At 59.2% G+C, this 17,970-nt stretch carries 18 protein-coding genes and 1 pseudogene; 8 read left to right on the top strand and 11 right to left on the bottom strand.

The genetic code is table 11. The features are described 5' to 3' along the window. Positions 1-4: 4 nt before the first annotated feature. The 5 genes from C5B91_RS18415 to C5B91_RS18395 form a co-directional block, all read right to left on the bottom strand. Entirely contained in the window at positions 5-1,435 is a 1,431-nt protein-coding gene (locus C5B91_RS18415; RefSeq protein ID WP_199519514.1) for a flippase, read from the bottom strand. 351 nt (positions 1,436-1,786) lie between these two features. Next, entirely contained in the window at positions 1,787-4,039 is a 2,253-nt protein-coding gene (locus C5B91_RS18410; protein WP_147298776.1) for a hypothetical protein, read from the bottom strand. Positions 4,040-4,349: 310 nt separating this feature from the next. Beyond that, the gene (locus tag C5B91_RS18405; RefSeq protein ID WP_115819475.1) at positions 4,350-5,762 is read right to left on the bottom strand and encodes a sulfatase; all 1,413 of its coding nucleotides are present in this window, start codon (positions 5,760-5,762) and stop codon (positions 4,350-4,352) included. Next, a complete protein-coding gene (locus C5B91_RS18400) occupies positions 5,759-7,411 on the bottom strand; it encodes a hypothetical protein (RefSeq protein ID WP_147374889.1) in 1,653 nt (550 codons plus the stop codon). The genes C5B91_RS18405 and C5B91_RS18400 overlap by 4 nt, the downstream gene beginning before the upstream one ends. A 370-nt stretch (positions 7,412-7,781) precedes the next feature. Further along, on the bottom strand, positions 7,782-8,789 hold the full coding sequence (locus C5B91_RS18395) for a DUF1616 domain-containing protein (RefSeq protein ID WP_158544175.1): 1,008 nt from the start codon (positions 8,787-8,789) through the stop codon (positions 7,782-7,784). 128 nt (positions 8,790-8,917) lie between these two features. Here C5B91_RS18395 and C5B91_RS18390 point away from each other — a divergent pair. Beyond that, a pseudogene (locus tag C5B91_RS18390) lies at positions 8,918-9,304 on the top strand (IS6 family transposase); the annotation flags it as partial. A 336-nt stretch (positions 9,305-9,640) separates the two neighbouring features. Here the strand turns inward: C5B91_RS18390 and C5B91_RS18385 are convergent. Beyond that, positions 9,641-10,141 carry a PIN domain-containing protein gene (locus C5B91_RS18385; RefSeq protein WP_115819472.1) on the bottom strand — a complete coding sequence of 167 codons (501 nt, stop codon included), beginning with the start codon at positions 10,139-10,141 and terminating at the stop codon, positions 9,641-9,643. Beyond that, positions 10,142-10,450 carry a ribbon-helix-helix protein, CopG family gene (locus C5B91_RS18380; protein ID WP_115819471.1) on the bottom strand — a complete coding sequence of 103 codons (309 nt, stop codon included), beginning with the start codon at positions 10,448-10,450 and terminating at the stop codon, positions 10,142-10,144. 210 nt (positions 10,451-10,660) lie between these two features. On the opposite strand from C5B91_RS18380, the gene C5B91_RS18375 reads away from it, so the two are divergent. Beyond that, entirely contained in the window at positions 10,661-11,023 is a 363-nt protein-coding gene (locus C5B91_RS18375) for a MarR family transcriptional regulator (protein WP_004968172.1), read from the top strand. Beyond that, a complete protein-coding gene (locus tag C5B91_RS18370; RefSeq protein ID WP_115819470.1) occupies positions 11,016-11,360 on the top strand; it encodes a hypothetical protein in 345 nt (114 codons plus the stop codon). The genes C5B91_RS18375 and C5B91_RS18370 overlap by 8 nt, the downstream gene beginning before the upstream one ends. Before the next feature lie 262 nt (positions 11,361-11,622). Here the strand turns inward: C5B91_RS18370 and C5B91_RS18365 are convergent, their stop codons facing one another. Beyond that, positions 11,623-12,549 (bottom strand): transcription initiation factor IIB family protein, encoded by a 927-nt coding sequence (locus C5B91_RS18365; RefSeq protein WP_115819790.1) that lies wholly within the window; start codon positions 12,547-12,549, stop codon positions 11,623-11,625. Between the two features lie 382 nt (positions 12,550-12,931). Between C5B91_RS18365 and C5B91_RS18360 the strand changes: the two genes are divergently transcribed. Continuing rightward, entirely contained in the window at positions 12,932-13,117 is a 186-nt protein-coding gene (locus C5B91_RS18360) for a hypothetical protein (RefSeq protein WP_049969016.1), read from the top strand. A 35-nt stretch (positions 13,118-13,152) separates the two neighbouring features. Here the strand turns inward: C5B91_RS18360 and C5B91_RS18355 are convergent, their stop codons facing one another. The 3 genes from C5B91_RS18355 to C5B91_RS18345 form a co-directional block, all read right to left on the bottom strand. Beyond that, entirely contained in the window at positions 13,153-13,560 is a 408-nt protein-coding gene (locus tag C5B91_RS18355; protein ID WP_115819789.1) for an SWIM zinc finger family protein, read from the bottom strand. Positions 13,561-13,868: 308 nt separating this feature from the next. Beyond that, entirely contained in the window at positions 13,869-14,300 is a 432-nt protein-coding gene (locus C5B91_RS18350) for a low molecular weight phosphatase family protein (RefSeq protein WP_115819469.1), read from the bottom strand. Positions 14,301-14,398: 98 nt separating this feature from the next. Continuing rightward, a complete protein-coding gene (locus C5B91_RS18345) occupies positions 14,399-14,791 on the bottom strand; it encodes a helix-turn-helix transcriptional regulator (RefSeq protein WP_115819468.1) in 393 nt (130 codons plus the stop codon). 314 nt (positions 14,792-15,105) lie between these two features. Between C5B91_RS18345 and arsD the strand changes: the two genes are divergently transcribed. From arsD to hcsS, 4 genes are read left to right on the top strand one after another with little or no spacing between them, the layout of a single operon-like run. Next, positions 15,106-15,435 (top strand): arsenite efflux transporter metallochaperone ArsD, encoded by a 330-nt coding sequence (gene arsD, locus C5B91_RS18340; RefSeq protein WP_004062155.1) that lies wholly within the window; start codon positions 15,106-15,108, stop codon positions 15,433-15,435. A 3-nt stretch (positions 15,436-15,438) separates the two neighbouring features. After that, positions 15,439-17,370, top strand: a complete 1,932-nt coding sequence (gene arsA, locus C5B91_RS18335) for an arsenical pump-driving ATPase (RefSeq protein ID WP_115819467.1) — start codon at positions 15,439-15,441, stop codon at positions 17,368-17,370. Beyond that, positions 17,367-17,735 (top strand): halo-CC-star protein HcsL, encoded by a 369-nt coding sequence (gene hcsL / locus C5B91_RS18330; protein ID WP_049905264.1) that lies wholly within the window; start codon positions 17,367-17,369, stop codon positions 17,733-17,735. Before arsA ends, hcsL begins: the two co-directional genes overlap by 4 nt. After that, entirely contained in the window at positions 17,726-17,914 is a 189-nt protein-coding gene (gene hcsS / locus C5B91_RS18325) for a halo-CC-star protein HcsS (RefSeq protein ID WP_115819466.1), read from the top strand. Before hcsL ends, hcsS begins: the two co-directional genes overlap by 10 nt. Positions 17,915-17,970 lie beyond the last annotated feature (56 nt).

The raw sequence follows: 17,970 nt of genomic DNA, 5'->3' as shown, positions 1-17,970 counted from the left end.
GGTGTCACCGCAACAACCCCACGACCTGGCGGAAGTCGAGAAGTCCGCTCACCGACGCGAGGACGGACCACATGGCGAGACCCAGCGCGACGGCCGCAGTGAGACTCACGACGCCCGAGATAAACGGCTCGAACGCGAGAACTGGAAGCGCCATCCCGAGGGTGACGAGACAGACGATAGCGGTCGTCCGGGCGAGGCGAGCGAGCGACAGGCCGAACTCCGTGTAGATGAGATACACCTCGAACCCGACGAGGAAGACGTACGTGATGACAGTCGCCAGCGCGGCACCGACGACACCGAGCGTCGGAATGAGTGCGACGTTGAGAGCGACGTTCGCAACTGCCGTCGCCGACTTCGCGTACGCCCGTGATCCGGCACGCCCGACGAAGTCCAGGCTGTCATTCGTTATCTTGTCTATCGCACGCAGGAAGACGTAGAGGCTGAACACCTGTACGACCGGAACTGCTCCGAGGTAGTCCTGCCCGAAGACAAGTCGGATCGTCGGCTCGGCGAGGATGACCAGTCCGACCGCCGCAGGGACGTACAGCGTGACGACGTACTCGAAGGTCGTCTCATAGAGGTTCGCCGCGCGTTCCAGTTTGTTCGTCACTTTCTGCTCGCCGTACGTCGGCGAGACGGAAAATCCGATTGTCGTCGCCGGAGCGATGACGAAGTCCGTGATTTGCTTTCCGAGCATATAGAAACCGACTGCGGCGGGGTTCAGGAAGTAGCCGACGAGAATGGCGTCGACTCGACTGTCGAGCATCACCGCGCCACGAGTGACGGTGAGCGGTGCGCTGTACCGGAGAATCCGTCTGGTGAGTCCGCGTTCCTCGGGGATGTCGTTGTCAAGTAGCCGGACGAACTTGCGGTACAAGACGGTAAAGCCGACGATGACGGCGAGCGCGTATCCGACCGTGTAGCCCACGATTGCACCCAGCGGACCGAGTCCAAACACGAGGAGACCGACGATGAACACGAGGAAACTCACATTGGCGACGATGTCGATTTTCGCACTCCAGTCGACGCTGTTCAATCCCTGAAACGACAGCGACGCGAACGTCTTCAGCGAACTGAACGCGATGTATCCGACGCCGACGGCGAGGAGAGGGGCGATTCTGGGGTCCCCGACGAGACGGGAGATGGGGTTGCTGAAGACGACGACGGCGACGGTGATGACCAGTATCGTAAGCAGGTTGTACTTCAGCGTCGACCGGAGGATGTGCGGAATTTGCGCCGGCTCGGTCTTCCGGTACTCAGCGAGATATCTCGCCGCAGACTTCGCAAGGCCGAGGTTCGCAAACAACAGCGCGACCGAGAGTATCGATATCGCAAAAAAGAGGAGTCCGTACTCGTCCGGCGAGAGAAAGTAGCGAGTCAAGAGGAATATCAAAAGCCCCTTCGAGAGGAGCGAGATACTCTGCGCTGCGAACATCGCCTTCAATCCTCGGATAGTGTTTTCCAGCATGAATCGGGGTTCTTCATCGTCGCGGCAAGCGGGCGTAGTCGCACGGACCACCGCGGCGCGACCGGGAAGCTATCGCAGGTCTCAGTCGAGAGAGAGAGCGATAGTCGCCGCGGCCGCACGTAGTCATAAAGTGAGGGACAGCGCAGGGCTTTGTTATTGGTGACTTACTCACCGAAACGAGAGCCTGCCGTGCAGTCCGTCAGTTACGGCCAGTGCGAACCACACGAAACGGGCTGTGTGGGAACGGAACACAAAACGAGGGAGACGTTTCGAGAGAACGAGAAGGAGAAGAAGGATTAGTTCAGCCGCAGTGGGTCACTACGCCGTCTGGGAGTCGACCTTCGAGTCGTCGAGGTAGACGCGGGCGGGGCCGACGAGAGAGAACGACGTTATCTTCCCGGTGAACTCGAACTCGTCGATGCCGCGGCGAGTTGTTCCCGAAACGCTCCCGCCGCTCACATCGTCTTCGCCGGGGTCGTCAATCTGCTTGACCGAACCACTCACCGTGAACTCGTAGCGGGCGAGTCCGTTGTTTCCCATCCCGTCGATGGTTATTTTGCTGGTCTCCTCGACCGTCTCCGAGTCCGTCGAGGACGAGGAGTCACCCAGCGTGGCCGGGTCGACTTCCTCGCCGTCGACGGTGACCTTCGCAGGCCCGTCGATGCTGAACGCGGTAATCTCGCCAGTGTAGTCGAAACTGTCGATGCCACCAGCCACAGCGCCGACGACCGAGGTTCCGCTGACGTCGTCTTCGCCGGGGTCGTCCGTCTGCGCGAGCGACCCACTGACGGTGAACTCGTAGTTCGTCAGTTCGGACCGGCCCTCGCCGTCGATGATGATCTCGTGGGTCGTCGTCGATTCGGTGGTGGAGTCCGAATCGGTCGTCGAATCCGAGTCCGTCGAGGACGAGGAGTCACCCAGCGTGGCCGGGTCGACTTCCTCGCCGTCGACGGAGACCTTCGCCGGTCCGTCGATGCTGAACGCGGTGATCTCGCCAGTGTAGTCGAAACTGTCGAGCCCGCCACCGACGGCACCCGTGACACTGCTGCCGCTTACGTCATCTTCGCCGGGGTCGTCCGTCTGTTCGACAGAGCCCGAGACGCTGAACTCGTAGGAAGTCAGCGTCGAACTATCGTTGCCGTCGATGACGAGTTCATGTACATCTGCGTCCGTCGTGGTGTCGGAGTCTGCCGTCGAACCCGTGGTTGAGTCAGAGGTCGTATTGTTATCGTTCGACTCACCCGGGAGCGGACAGCTACCAGACGTTTCGATACCGCTCGTCTCGACGTTCGTATCGACCGCACGGACTTCCTGGCCGTCGACGTTGATGGTCGAACTACCGACGAAACAGTCGGCCGCGTCGACAACGGTCACGCCGTCGCGTCCGGTGTTCGTCTGCTGGATGCAGGTGTTTTCGACCGTCGACCCGGGGCGACCGATGATTTTGATGCTCTCACGACCGGCCGCACTCCCGGTGATAGAACAGTTTCTGACCGTGAGGTCCCACGGCTTGGGTGCTTTGGGGTAGTTCGAGGCTTTGTCTTCCGGACGGTACGCCGTGATTGCACGCGTGTCGTCGCGGTCGATGACGAAGTAGCAGTTGTCGACTTCGAGATAGCCGCCGGTCTCGTCGAGGTCGATGCCTTCGATGCTGTTGGGCGAGTCGCGGACGATGATGGTGCAGTTCCGAACCGAACCGCCGTTTTTCGTCCCGTCGAACTTCGACTGTTTGGTCTCCACCCAGACACCGCGCATCTTCCTCGGGGTCCCGGGGTTGTCGGACTTGCCCATGTCGATTTCGATGAGCGCGCCGTCAACGTACGAGTTCGCACCCATAAAACGGACCTGCGCGACGTCGTTGTTGCGGTAGATACCGCCTTCGACCTGAATATCGCCATCGTTACGAGTGGCGTAAATACCATTGTTCGCCATCTCTTCGAGGTGGCAGTCGATGATTTTCAGCGTCCCGTGGTGGGCGGGCGTCGCTTGGATACCCCCCGCGCTGTTACGGTACGCACCGAGATAGCCCCCGTCGGTCGCTTTGAAGTTCTCGATGATGGAGGTGCCATTGGAGTCGTAGACGTCCGCGAGGATGTGCTGGTCGAGGCGGTCGTCCGCGTTCGGTGCGCGACCGATAATCTCGACGTTCCGAATCTGGGCGTTGTCTTCGCACAGAATCTTGAGGTTGCCGAACGCTCCGTCTGCGGTCTGGTCGATGTCGATTCCCTCGAAGAGGACGTTCCGGCCGCCCTTGTTGAGGAACGCCGTGACATGGTGGTCGGACGGAATCTTGAACACCGCGCCATCCTCGGAGTACAGACCGACGTTGGAGGGGTCGCCGGGGTAGATGTTGTTCGCAATCTTGTACTCGCCGGCGGGGAACTTGATGAGGGTGCCGTCGGTCAGGCGGTCCTCGATGGCGCTCGAACAGTCACGGCTTCCCGTGGTGTCACAGAACTCGGAGGCATCGAGGACTCTGTCGAACGTAATCCCGCGGACCGTCTGGGCGGCGGACGCGTTCTCTACGACGGCGTTGGTCGCTCCGACAGTACCGAGGGCAACTCCGGCCATTCGCAGATACGATCTGCGTCCCATCTTCGATGCGACGCTGGAAGGCTCATCGTGGGTTTGGTTGTGTTCGTTCTGGTCGGGGTCCTTCTGCATACACGCCACAATGAAATTCCATTCAATAACAGATTCGACCAGATAGGATACAATTATGTGGGTTTTCTACACCAGGTGGTTGCATTTGCTACCGGCTTAGTCGCGGTAAAGCTATAATTATGGAACCGGATGCTATCCAAGTACTAACCAGATACATTCGTGGATGCCCCGACTAAGACGATATGCCGGGAACGCATCGACGGGTCGCGCCCGAGCCTTAGTCGACAAGATAGCCGAGATCAGCGAGTTGCGCCCGCATCTCGTCGGTGAACCGGCCCTCTTGGCGCCGTTCGGTCACCGGTGTCCCCTGTGTCTCGAACCATTCGTGGAGTTTTGCGTCGAGGTCGGCCACGACAGCCGGATAGTCGTTGGACAGGTCGGACGTCTCGTCCGGCAGTCGGAACAGTTCCGTACCCGCTGCGCTGTGTTCGTATCTGAACTCCATCGTCCGGAGCCCGGTGAGCGTCGAGTCGGGGAACCGCGACGCGTCGAAGTTGGGATTCAGTTCGACGAGCTTGGAGACGTTCTGACGGCATCGGTCTGCACCGCGCTGGACGATAGCGAAGTCCCGGCGGCCCGTCCGGAGGTCAATTCCCTGCGTTCCGTCGGTCGAACAACCGGTCAGTCCCAGCAGCGTCGTCATCACGTCAGCGTGTTGGACCAACTCTCCACCGTGTGTCAACGCGGGTTCGAGGCCATGTGTGACGAGTGGGACGTGGGAGACGGCATCGTTCGTGACGATTTGGTGGGCGAGGAGCCCGCTCTCACCGAACAGTTCGCCGTGGTCGGCAGTTATCACGAACACGGTGTCGTCGATATCGAGCGACTGCGCGGCGTCGAACAGTTCGCCGACGAGCTCGTCCGCGTGCGCGATTTCACCGTCGTAGAGTGCCCTGAGTGCCTCCCACGCCTCCTCAGAGAAGGGACTGTTCTCGGCCATGTGTCCGTAGAGGTTCTCGTGGTGATCTATCCCGACGGCTTTGAGTTCTTGGAGCGACAGTTCGCGGTCCCCTGCGAACTGTTCGAGGTAGCGGTCGGGTGGGAGGTACGGATGGTGCGGCCCGCCGTAATGGAGATACAGGAAAAGCGGGTCGGACGTCGTCTGTCGTTCCTCGAGCCAACGGAGTGCGAGCCGGTTTAGCATATAATCCGTTCCGTGCTTCCGAGTGTCGAGTGTCAACCCGCCACCGTGGGTCCGGATGCTTCGAATGTACGAGAGAATCGACCTGATGCCGACCGCCTCGCGGAGTGTCGACTTGCTGAGCCAGACGAACTCGTTGAACCCTCGGTCGAGGCCGGTCGCGGAACTCAGATGCGAGTTCGGAGAGATGCACTTCGTGTCGTAGCCACGCTGTTGAAACCGCTCCGCGACGGTCGGCAGCTCTGACGGAATCGCATCGCCGGTCATCCCGGCACCATGATGCGATGGATAGGTTGCGGTGAGGATGGATGCGGAGGAAGCGAGCGTCCAAATACCGTGGGAAACGCACTGATCGAAGTACCGGCCGTCGTCACTGTCCGCGATTCGCTGGAGGTTCGGTGTCGTGTTTCGGTCGTACCCCCCCATCGTGGTGTGGTCGGCCCGCGTACTCTCCAGCGTAATCCAAACGATATTCGGACGCTCAGTCATAGCTCTGGAGCCACCGTTCGACCTATTACTGGATAGTTATAATTCACATACTCCGTGGCGTCAGCCTGCGACATCGGCGCTGTCTCCTCTCGGACCGCGCGTGCTTCGACGAAGTAGAGCGTGAAGCCACCGTTGGAACTGACCCGGTTGATTCCGACACGGTTGTCGAGCGATTCGAATCCCGACTGCGTGTATCGAAGCTCTTTGTACGCCAGTACCTCCCGTTCACGGTCGTACTGGGTCACCGCGAGGTACCCATCGCCGGTGAACGTCCCGTTGAGCGGTTGGAGCGACCGAGTCGGCACCGAGCGATCGTACGCGTCGCGTGGTGTTTCGTCGGTTCCGAAGACCGCGTCGTTGTACCGCCACGGCCCCTGCCTAACCGCCGCAACCGTGAGGCCGTCCTCGTGGAGCTCGAACGCCTGTTCGTACCCGTCTAACTCAGCCTGTGGCACGTGCGGGTTCGGTTGGTAGATGTACGGCGACGGGTACGCCGTGAGTAGCGCGGCGGGAAACAACACGAGCAGGACGACCGCAACCGCGACCAGTGCGCCGCGAGCACCGAGCCGAGGCGCGAGCCGTCGGACTCCGAGAGCGAGGGTGACCGATCCGACCGCCGTCGCAATTATCATGAGATAACCGAGGAGCCGGAAATGGAGTTCGCCGACATCGCCGAGAATGTAGACGGCGACGAACGGGAGCGTCCCGAGTGCGCCAATGGTGAGATACCGGATTTTCGCGTCGGTCTCCGGGTATCCGTCGAGATGGTGGCGGAGAACGGCGAAAACAACGACGCCCATGAGTATCACGTAAATCAGACTGACGAGGAACAGTTTTGCGAATATCTCTGGAATACCCGCACCGATCGCCTGAAGCGACGCACCCTGTGACGCAGCGCTCCCTGCCGCAGTCGGTGGCGCTCCACTGAGGTAGCCGGCCCCAGCCCGGACGACGGCTTCGAGCGTGTTCTCGAAGGAGGGCCGACGACCTGTCCACAGCAAGAAGACGACACCGAGGATAGCCATCTGGGCGTACGTCGATTTGTGTCCCCGAATCGCAGGAACCCACCCGCGCCATCGCGAGACGAGTTGGATAGCCGACGCAAGAACGAGCAACACGAACAGATTGAACGCCTGCATCGGGTGGTACAGCACCGACGCCGTACCAACGAGCGCGAGTAAGGCGCCGAACGAGGTCAGCCGAACGCTTGACCATCCCGGTCCTGCACGCGAGACGTACAGGAGAAACAGGTAGATACCCAATGTCGAAAACAGCATCGACTGGCTGAACGGGTGTGGCATAAGATGCGTGCTGATGGTGTTGATCGGAAGCAACAACAACCCAGAGAACGCCGCGATAACAACCGTGTCGGGGCGCGGGAAAATCTCGAAGGCGATGAGCGGAATGAGCACGAACGTCAACGCGACAAACGACAGGACCACGAGCAGTAGCCCGCGTTCGGGGGTGTAGCCAGTTACGTTCGTGAGCAGGATGGCAAACGAGTGGACACCGGGATACAGCAGCTCGGCAATGGCGGTCTCGCCATCCATGACGTCGCGGACCCACCCGAGGTGGGTCAGAGAGTCACCCGCGCCGACGTAGTAGTACCCACGAACGAGTGGGAGCGAGATGACAGAGAATACGCTCACCCCGGCGAGGAAAAGCGCGTGGGCTCTGAACCGAGGCGCACCGCCGAGCGCAACGGTGAGCGCAGAGACGAGGGCGACGGCGGTGAGTAGCCAGTACAGTAGTGGAGTACTTGCGTAGAGAGACAGTTCGTAAGCGGTCGCAGGCTGTCGATACGCTAGCGCGAGTGCGAGAATGAACGCTGAGAACCCACCAATCAGCGCGAGTTGACTCCATGAACCGGATGATAAGGGAGTCATCGAGTCTACCGATGCGATGCCGCACTATTGTTATGGGTTTCCAACCACCCGAATCGCAGGGGCTCAAGACCGACCGACGTGTCGGCGGCCACCGGCGACGTCGGTCTTCGGTCCCGGGTGAGCGACGCCACGGTCAGTTGCTAACCCAGATGTGCGTCGACCGATATGCGTTCTCCGCGGTGGGTCGTTTAGGTACGTCGCCCTTGTACAGGAGGTAGACGAGGCGGAGGCCGGTACCGGTCATCTCAGCCCGTAGTTCGGGACTGGTAACCCACGTCTCACCGGGGGGGACTGCTTGGGACGCACGGCCGAGTTCCTCGTACTCAACGACAGAGACCGAATCGGAAGTCGTCTCAACGCGCTGTAGCTGGACGACGACTGTGTATCGAGTCAGTTCTCGTTCGTGGTTGGTCGTGCTCACGAAGAGTTCGGCGTTGCCCTCCGTCGACAGCGACTCGGGATAGCCGGACGCGACGTACTCGCCGTCCGACTGTCGAGTGACCAGCGACAAACTTGTGTACTCCTCGCCGGAGTTCGGAACGGTGAGGGCGTATCCAAAACTGACGACCGAGACGAGAATCAAGACGGCCAAGACAGCGTTCAACCGGCGGTTCAGCGTCGCACCCGTGGTGAAAGAAGCGACGACGGACTCAGCCCCGCTTCGTATCGGGAAAACGTACCGCTCTGTCGTCCTGAGTTGTCGCCGGCGATACTCTCCGAGCACGAGAACGACGGCGATACCCGCGCCGAAGCCAGTCACGACAGTGACCGAGTCCACCCGCGGTGCGATCGCGAGGAGGAGTATCCCGAACACCGGGACTAACGCGAGACTGACCCCGAACGAAAGGACGGTCCGTTCGAGGAACGTGATTCCGGTTCGGGGGCGCTCCGTAGTCCTGAGCGCTGGTCGTGCAGTTCGGGGGTCAGAGTAGTCGTGGGGAAACAGTACGAGAAGAAATGCGTACCCAGGGAGGAAAACCAAAAGCGGGATACCGAAAACGGCGCGCACGACGACCGAATGGACGTACACCACCGATAGAGAAGCGCCAACGAGAATTGCCAGTCCGACGACGATATCGGCCGGCAAGGCACCGAGAACTCGACGCAACCCAGTGTTTTTCGCCACCGGAATCTCTACCATACGTAGGACTCGCCCCATGCCTACTTTGTTTGCAAGTCACTGAACTACCGAATCACTGGATTAGAAGACAGTTAAACCGCTTAACGAGGTCTTACCCAGCTTCGTGCTGTCGAGTCGGCGCGTCTTGATTGTGCGCTGCAATAAACATCGAGACGATGCTGATTCTTGACGTCGAATTGGTTGGGCGATATGGGACTGATCCGACTACTGCGTGTCTCCATCGACTCTCGGGAAAACACGATCTGTCAGATGCCGTGTTTCTCGTTGATGGCTACGGCTATCAGACTGCCCTCTCTCGATTAGGATTGAGCAGTCGGCTTGACTACGTGGAGCGAAACCTCATCGAAAAATGGTTTCACACCCTCAAAATGCGAGTCGACCGCTTCCATAATTCGTGGGTGGGAAGTCACGGAAGCGTCCGCGAGTGGTTCATACAATTTGCGCAATACTATAACTTTCAACGACCGCATCAAGCGCTCAACGGACGAACGCCGGGTGAGGAAGTCACTAACTAGACAGTGCCGGTGAATAGTGTCTGTGTGAGTATCCACATACCTGTCCATACGGTAACCAAAACACAGTTGCTGTTTTTACTTTTTCACTGAGCCATTAGCAGATTTCAGACTAACCGCTGGTATTCGAACTACACATGCCATTGCTTCCGGAGAAACGAAGTCAGAATGCAGATAATTCGCCATCAGATTTTATCTAAGCTCGAGATCGTCTTTGAGAAGGCCCGCACACATCCACTCTCCGAGGATGTGTCGACACACAGTTTCAGAGGATGGACTAGTTCCGTACCAATCATCTTGTAGCAGTAGAGTCAGAAGGAGAGTTTGAGAAGAGATGCCTTACTTTGAGGTACCTTCGAGGAGCTGTCGAGCGTACCGGTAGATCGGCGCACCGAGCCAATCACGTCCTTCTGCCATTGCCTCGAAGGTGACTCTTGCTTCCTCCTCGCTGAGGGCATCGCGCTTGACCAGCGCCCGGAGAACGATCGGAGATAGCGCAACTTCTGCACTCACTAGTTTTCGAAGTTCAGGAAGAGCTCTGTAGTCGTCGGTAATCAAGAACGCTGCATCCACCTCACGGACTGCAGCTACGCAGCTGGCTTCACCATCGTCGATTCGGCTCGTCACAAACTCACCACCAGCGACAGCAACAACGGTGAACTCGTCGGCCGTATCGAGGACGGCATTGGCGGCTTTGCCATGGCAGTCATCGTACTCAGCAGTTCTTTGGAGTTCCTCAAGAACTGCCTCTGTGGTTGCGACGTCAAACTCGGTGACGAAGACGTCGAGAACTTCGCCGACTGAAAGAGAGATGAATGCGCTCGTGTCTACAACGAGCATTTAGAGGTCTGCGAGTTTGTCTGCGAGTTCTTCACCACGATCAAGTACCTCTTTCGAAGCGCGGACGGCTTCGGCATCCTGTCGCCCGATAATCTCGGCAAGTTTCTCGAACTCGATGTGGTTATTCAGATACAGTTCGACAACAGCCTCACGGAAACTCTCATCAGACTCTTTCTCTTCGAGATACTGTCGGAGTGCTTCGATGAGAATCTCCGTTCGGTTTTTGTGAGTGACTTCGGCAGCGATGTCCGCGTGTGCTACTAACTCTTCGGGCAGTCGGAAGTTAACCCGTTTCGTGCCCATGTACATACAGTGTATGTACGTATTCAAAACTTTGTCGGCCTGCTCGTCGCTTGGTTACCCTCGCAAAGCCCCCTCAGATATCGTCAGAAGATTTGGAGTCCAGTTCTATAAGGAGCGAAACAGAGTCGACAGTTCTCACCACACCCGCTGCTATCCGAATAAGCGCTGGTGCTGCTGTCCAATACATTCAATACATCTTAGTACATCTAATATACTATGCCCATCAGCGCGGATCGCTTCGAGACCATTGACGACGGCAATGAAAACCCAAAACCGGGGACGAACGCCTACAAGCTCCTCTCGTTCTTAGCTCAGAATGCTGACCAAGCGTTCACCCAAAGCGAGATCGCCGAGCGGACGTCCGTCAAGCCCGGCTCGGTTGGTCCGACTCTCGTCAGGCTCAGAGAACGAGGTCGTGTCGAGCACCGGGGGACATACTGGCGCGTGAGTGACCACGTCTTGAGCCTTGACGCTGCAGCTAACCATGCTGCTGCTACAGCAGCGAGCCGTGAAGAAGAACCATTCGACTACGACGAGTGGCAAGAACACGCCGTTGACCCGCGACAACAGCGTGACTGACACCAACCGCTTCCAGAAGGGCGACGTATTCTGGGCACCGGATCCATTTCGACGCGGCTCAAATCCACGCCTCTGGGTCGTTCTTGCTGCAGACTCGCTCCCGTATCCTGGCGAGGAGTATCTGTGTGCAGCTCTCACAACCAGTAATCTCCCGCGAAACTTCGAAGTTGGAGATGAGTGGGTAAGTGGCAAAGACCCGACCAAGACCTCGTATTGCTCTCCATGGGTCGTCGCGACAATCAAACATGACGCCGTTGTCAATCCACAGGGACAAGTGACCGAGTCATTCGTCGACGAAATGATTGCAGAGTGCAAGCAGTATCTCGGCCCCCAGTAGTCTGGACACTCTAGTGCTTGTCTCACCACTACGATTCAAGTCCGCACACATTGTGCTTAGCGTCTGCTGGTTCGCTGCTCATGACCGACCACTAGCACCTTTAGTGAAAATTCTAGTGTGTCGTCACATACAGAGAAACAATCGAGTTGGTGCTCAACACACCCCATCGTTTCCGGAGAAAACTCGGATATTCAACCGAGGAGTCCAAACGACTCGAACTTCTCGCTCAGATACGCGTGATCTTTGCTCTCAGCGTTGAGGTTCACCCATCTGCATCACACAACGTCTGGTAATGCGTTCGAACCGTTTTGACTGAGGTGTCACTCACGGCCGCAACACGCGACTGTGTGAGCGGCCAGTCCCGCTCAGCTGCAGCCGTATACACACACGCCGCAGCGACTGCATGCGGATTCGCGCCTCGATGAGCCCACTCGTCGCTTGACGCCTCGGCTAACGACCGTGCTCGTCGCCGAATCAGGTCCGTCACATCAAGCGCATCCGCCACTCGCGGAACGAACTCAACCGGTGTAACTGGCTTCGCAGACAGCCCGAGTTCTGTATTGAGTGCATTGTACGCCGACCGGACGCGCGATTCAGCCACCCGTGCGAGTGGGGCAAGTTCAGCGAGCGTCCGCGAAAGCCCCGCACATCGACAGGCCGCGTGGACGCTTGCAGCCGCGACTGCTTCGATCGACCGCCCCGGCAACAGATCCGCCTGCTGAGCAGACCGGAAGCACCGGCAGGCTTGGTCACGCAGGCTGTCGGGGAGGTCGAGTGCGCCGGCGAGCCGCCCGACTTCGTCCAATCCGTGAGCCAACCGTCGCTCACGACTCGATTGATACCGACTCCGACTGTGCTGGGTACGGAGTCGGGAGAGTTGCTGTCGTCGCTCGCCCGGAAGCGGCGTCCCATTCGCGTCGACGTGTCGTCCGATCTCGGTGGCGAGGCCGTGATCGTGTCGCGTCGGCGTTCGCGGCATCCCGACTCGCTTGCGCTCGTCACGTTCGAACGACCGCCACTCGGGACCGCGGTCGATGCCGTGACCGTCGATGATGAGACCACAGGAGTCGCACCGTCGCTCGCCAGCGTCCGTAATGACCTGCCCACCACACTCTGGACAGGAGGCGTTCCCACAGGATTTCCCGCACGATTCGTCGAACTGTCGCTCGTAGACATCTCGTGTCGCCATCTCGAACACCGCGCGACGCATCTCGCTGCGCCCCGCACCCTTCAGGGGCCCAAAAACATCGTCGCCGTCTCGAATAGGCTGGCTTCGGCTGGAGGGGCGATTAATGACTGAATCACAACACCAAACATGCTCACAGGTAGATTGCCGTTGCAGGCTCGTCGTGTCACCCAAGACGCGCCCTGTTCTGCAACGGGTGCGGAATCGCGTACCAAGCCATCTGCATCCACCCCTTGATAACTCCCTCGTGGGCTTCGTGCCCACCGAGTTTCGTGCACTCGACAGTCGTATCAGTAGGTCTCTGCAGGCCACGGTCCGTGGACTGTGTTAGTAGAAATTTCTCACCAGGCGAACAGTTAACTGAACCAATAGATAACTATCTTGTATGAGTAGCTCACCATGGACCGCGAACTTTGCGACTGAAAAAAGCGAATGTGCAGCCGACGTCCAACGCCTCCTCAACAAGTATCCCCAGCCAGTCGTCTACGAAGTGATGAGCGAACTGCTCCGTCGAGAGATGCGCGAGCAGTTTGCTGGTGCGTACGCTGCGTCCCAGCAGTCTGACGACTGACGAGTACTGGTGACGTACGAAACCCACACCAACGACTACTCAGACAGATTACGCCGCCCAGCGTCGACACAGTTCCAACAGGGAAGAGCTTCAGACAGCTGTTCACACTCGCAGGGCAGGTCCCCTGTGTCATCATCGCCATTTGGTGGGCTACCACCGTCAGCGACGACACGCATCTGGACCGCAAGTTCGAGTATTCGTGGGCGAATCGCGACCGCAACCCGATGTTTACACGGGCCGTCACCGCTCGCATCAGCGGGACACGAACACGAATCGGGCACGCCGTCCTGAATCCGAACCCAGTACTCGTGAGCAGTCGGGTCAGCATAGCTCTCGTTGCGAACACGGACATCGCCCTCGAGGAGTTCGAATGCAAACGCCTCGTACTGCACCCGCTTGAGGACGCGCGTAGGTGGATCGAACTCTGGTAGTACAGGAGTCATGGTAGCCAGCGCGCAATGCGCGCACCCCTTCGGGCGCATCAAAAACTACGCTGTCGAACGGAGTGACAGGTGACACAGAATCAGGTCGGATTCTTTATGCTGACCTGTCCTGATTGTCCTGAAGTCAATACAGGTGAGCTACTTGCTGTGAGGCATCGAAATGTCTCTGAGATCTGTCACAACCTGCGTGGCTGATACAGAGGGTGAATGCAGCAATAGCCGCTCAGTTGTTCATCCGCAATCGTACAGCAGCTGATCGGGCCGATCAGCCCAAGATGCCGATACACTCGGCCGACTCGGTCAGTCTGTCAGTACTCGGTATCGTCGAAAAACTCGTCAAACAAGTCTTGGACTCGCGTCTCGATCTCATCGCGAATCTCCCGGACACGTTCGATGTCTTGGCCGTGGGGGTCATCGAGGTTCCAATCACGAATCTCGACTCGTTCTGCGTCGAGTTCGAGCGTCGAACATCCCATCGTCGCAACGACGTCGCACGACTCCAGGGTTTCCGTCGATACCTCTCGTGGCGTCCGGTTGGACACGTCGATGCCGACCTCATCCATGACGGCGACGACTTCGTCGTGGACGCTGTCGGCGGGATGCGTACCGCCAGTAACGACCGCAACGTGATCGCCGAGATTTCGTTCGTCGCGTTCGCGCTCGGCGAACGCTGCGGACATCTGACTCCGCCCCGCGTTCTGTACGCACACGAACCCGAGCTTTCTCGTGGGTTCTTCCATACCACTCTGACTTTCCATGGCTTACTTGACCGTTTGTATGTCGGCTTCCATAGACAATAGTCCACTCAATAGCTGATCGAGGCTCGACAGTGAGCGGTTCACAGTTGTCGGGAACCGTCGAGTGCGACGAGCGCCGCAGTGGCACGAGGAGTTGGACGATATTTTCGCCACTTGCCGTCCTTCCGTCGAGTGACGAGCCCGGCGTCGGTGAGCCTGGAGAGCGCGTGGCTGATGGCACTGTCGCTGACGTCGAGGAGCGGGCTGAACTCGCAGACACAGAGTTCGTCATCGGCGACGTGGAGGATGCGGACGATTTTGTATCGGGTTTCGTTTGCGAGCGCTCCGAGCAGGTTGAGATCGTCGTCGAGCTCCGGGCCACCTGCGGCGACGTGCAGTTCCTCGAGTTCCGCGAGGCGTTCGTTGACCGCTTCGTCGCCACACCCGCCGCGTTCGTCGGCGAGGTATCGCTGGAGCCGATCGGTGGAAGACATCGATTCGAATTGAGTGGATACTTGATTAAGACTTCTGGGTGCGCTGTGGATGAATACCGATTCAACCGAGTCGAAATACTTGAGCAATGTCAAATACGTACTAACGCCACAATCATTCGAAATATGCTCGTGGAACTCGTATAGAACCGTGTATTGTGGCGATTTTGCTCACTCATGTGGCTTAGCTGAAAGCCGAAGATTTATCCAAATGTTTGAGTAACGGCTCAGATGAATGGGGCGGTTGTGATGCTGGTGAGCGCCACTCACCGGGCAGCCGTTCCAGACGACAATTGAAACACGACTCAATCCAACTCATGACTGAACTCACACTGTACGAAGAAGCGATGTGTTGCTCCACGGGCGTCTGTGGCCCGGACCCCGACGACGAGCTCGTCGAAGTCAGCGCGGCCCTCGACCAGCTCGAGACCGAGATTGACGACCTCGATATCTCCCGAGCGAATATGCAACACGACATCGACCAGTTCCTCGAGACGCAGCGTATCTACGACCTCGTCGAAGAACACGGCCCGTCGATTCTCCCGATCACGATCGTCGACGACGAGATCGTCGCCAAATCCGAGTACCTCTCCTACAACGCCCTCAAAGCCGCGGTTACCGACCGTGAGTCCGCGCCGGAGGCCTGACTGATGAGCCAAAGCGATACTGCCGCACGTGCCGTCGTCGAGCCGACAAGCGAAGAGACCGAGTTCGTCTTCTTCAGCGGGAAAGGCGGCGTCGGCAAGAGCACTGTCAGCTGCGCGACCGCGACGTGGCTCGCCGACAACGACTACGAGACACTGCTCGTGACGACCGACCCTGCGCCGAACCTCTCCGACATCTTCAATCAGGACATCGGCCACGAGGTCACCGGCATCGACGATGTCCCGAACCTCTCGGCCATCGAAATCGACCCCGACGTCGCTGCCGAAGAGTACCGTCAGGAGACCATCGAACCGATGCGGGCACTCCTCGACGACGAGGAGATCGAGACTGTCGAAGAGCAGCTCAACAGTCCGTGCGTCGAGGAGATCGCGGCGTTCGACAACTTCGTCGACTTCATGGACAGCCCCGAGTACGACGTCGTCGTCTTCGATACCGCACCCACCGGACACACCATTCGGTTGATGGAACTGCCGTCCGACTGGAACGCGGAACTCGAGAAGGGCGGTTCGACGTGCATTGGACCCGCGGCGTCGATGGACGACAAGAAAGCGGACTACGAGCGGGCCATCGACACGCTCTCTGATGAGTCCCGGACGTCGTTCGCGTTCGTCGGGAAACCTGAGTCGTCGTCGATCGACGAGATAGAGCGGAGTGCGAGCGACCTCGCTGAACTCGGCATCGAATCGCAACTCCTCGTCGTCAACGGCTACCTGCCGGAGTCAGTGTGCGACGACCCGTTCTTCGAGGGCAAGCGCGCGGACGAACAGGCCGTCATCGACCGCGTGGAGTCGACATTCGAGCACCAGGCGCTCGCGACGTACCCACTCCAGCCCGGAGAAATTGCGGGTCTCGAACTGCTCTCGGACGTCGGTGGCGTCCTCTACGACGGCGACGTGGCGACCGTTGATGTCGACGCGGCGACGCGACGCGCGAGTGACGACGAAGCTGTCGACTTCGACTCGCTCACCGCCCCGGACGCGGTCGCCGAGGAACTCGCTCCCGTCGAAGACACACGGTACCTGTTCTTTACTGGCAAAGGTGGTGTCGGGAAGAGCACGATTGCGTCAACGACCGCGGTCTCGCTCGCGGAAGCGGGCTACGAGACGCTCGTCGTAACCACGGACCCGGCCGCGCACCTCGCGGACATCTTCGAGCAACCTGTCAGCCACGAACCGACGTCCGTCGGGCAGGCGAACCTCGATGCGGCCCGCATCGACCAGGAGCGCGCGCTCGAGGAGTACCGGACGCAAGTCCTCGATCACGTTCGTGAGATGTACGCCGAGAAAGACGACACGCAGATCGACGTGGAGGCGGCCATCGCGAACGTCGAGGAGGAACTGGAATCGCCGTGTGCTGAGGAGATGGCAGCCCTCGAGAAGTTCGTGAGCTACTTCGAGGAGGACGGCTACGACGTCGTCGTGTTCGACACGGCCCCGACCGGGCACACGTTGCGGTTGCTGGAGTTACCGTCGGACTGGAAGGGGTTTATGGACCTCGGGTCGCTCACGAAGGGTGCTGCACCCGCCAACGGTGGGAAGTACGACGAGGTCATCGAGACGATGCAGGACCCCAGTCGGAGTTCCTTCGCGTTCGTGATGTACCCCGAGTTCACCCCGATGATGGAGGCGTACCGTGCCGCGATGGACCTCAAGGACCAGGTCGGGATCGAGACGTCGCTCGTGGTGGCGAACTACCTGCTCCCCGAGGACGACGGCAACAACGCGTTCTTCGAGAACCGACGCGCACAGCAAGCGGAGTACCTCACGGAGATTAAAGAGCGGTTCGACGTACCGATGATGCTCGCACCGTTGCGTCAGGAGGAACCCGTCGGCCTCGACGACCTCCGCGAGTTCGGTGCGGAGGTCACGGGATTGGCTGGCATGCAGGATGACCGCGAGGAGGTGACGGTGTCGTGAGCGACCCCCTGGTCGAGACGGCGGACGTCGAGACGGAACTCGAAGCGTTCGTCGACGAACTCCTCACGTGTGAACGTTATCAGGAGTTGGTTGAAGCACGGGAGGCACTCGAAGCTGACGCCGAGGCTCAGGAACTATTGGATGCGTACCGGGAGACCGAGCGCGAACTCCAAAACGGCGAGTTCGACACATCGCTCATGAGCGAACTCCGGAGCATCCAGAAGGACCTCTCGGAACTCGAGTCTGTCAGGCGACACCGCGAGGCTCGCGAGGCGTTCGAGAGCTTACTCGCTGAGACGGACGAGATCGTAAGCGAACGCATCGGGCAGGCGTTCGCGCAGTCGATTGGAGGTGGGTGCTGTTGAGCGACGCTGACGACGTGCTGACCGCGGCGGAATCCCTCGGTGCGGCGCTCGCCGACGCGAAAACGGAACGCAGTCGAGAGGACTTCGAAGCCCTCCTCGACGACTGTACGGAAACAATCACTGCGGCGACCGGCGTCGATTACGGCGACGCCTGCGACGCCGGCAGCGACTGCTGTTAGAACACGCACTCGCAGTCCGAACTCGGGTTCTTCGCCGCGAGACGGGCCCCGGGTTC

It is taken from the genome of Haloferax sp. Atlit-10N, assembly GCF_003586325.1.
GTDB lineage: Archaea > Halobacteriota > Halobacteria > Halobacteriales > Haloferacaceae > Haloferax > Haloferax prahovense.
Note: the sequence above shows the minus strand (reverse complement) of the source record. Positions and strands in the feature narration are given on the sequence as shown.

Bases quoted from the DNA above. Each gene is read 5' to 3' on its own strand.
- C5B91_RS18415 (WP_199519514.1), bottom strand. From the start codon at position 1,435: ATGTTCGCAGCGCAGAGTATCTCGCTCCTCTCGAAGGGGCTTTTGATA.
- C5B91_RS18410 (WP_147298776.1), bottom strand. From the start codon at position 4,039: ATGGCCGGAGTTGCCCTCGGTACTGTCGGAGCGACCAACGCCGTCGTA.
- C5B91_RS18405 (WP_115819475.1), bottom strand. From the start codon at position 5,762: ATGACTGAGCGTCCGAATATCGTTTGGATTACGCTGGAGAGTACGCGG.
- C5B91_RS18395 (WP_158544175.1), bottom strand. From the start codon at position 8,789: ATGGTAGAGATTCCGGTGGCGAAAAACACTGGGTTGCGTCGAGTTCTC.
- C5B91_RS18385 (WP_115819472.1), bottom strand. From the start codon at position 10,141: ATGCTCGTTGTAGACACGAGCGCATTCATCTCTCTTTCAGTCGGCGAA.
- C5B91_RS18380 (WP_115819471.1), bottom strand. From the start codon at position 10,450: ATGTACATGGGCACGAAACGGGTTAACTTCCGACTGCCCGAAGAGTTA.
- C5B91_RS18375 (WP_004968172.1), top strand. From the start codon at position 10,661: ATGCCCATCAGCGCGGATCGCTTCGAGACCATTGACGACGGCAATGAA.
- C5B91_RS18365 (WP_115819790.1), bottom strand. From the start codon at position 12,549: ATGGCGACACGAGATGTCTACGAGCGACAGTTCGACGAATCGTGCGGG.
- C5B91_RS18360 (WP_049969016.1), top strand. From the start codon at position 12,932: ATGAGTAGCTCACCATGGACCGCGAACTTTGCGACTGAAAAAAGCGAA.
- C5B91_RS18355 (WP_115819789.1), bottom strand. From the start codon at position 13,560: ATGACTCCTGTACTACCAGAGTTCGATCCACCTACGCGCGTCCTCAAG.
- C5B91_RS18350 (WP_115819469.1), bottom strand. From the start codon at position 14,300: ATGGAAGAACCCACGAGAAAGCTCGGGTTCGTGTGCGTACAGAACGCG.
- C5B91_RS18345 (WP_115819468.1), bottom strand. From the start codon at position 14,791: ATGTCTTCCACCGATCGGCTCCAGCGATACCTCGCCGACGAACGCGGC.
- arsD (WP_004062155.1), top strand. From the start codon at position 15,106: ATGACTGAACTCACACTGTACGAAGAAGCGATGTGTTGCTCCACGGGC.
- arsA (WP_115819467.1), top strand. From the start codon at position 15,439: ATGAGCCAAAGCGATACTGCCGCACGTGCCGTCGTCGAGCCGACAAGC.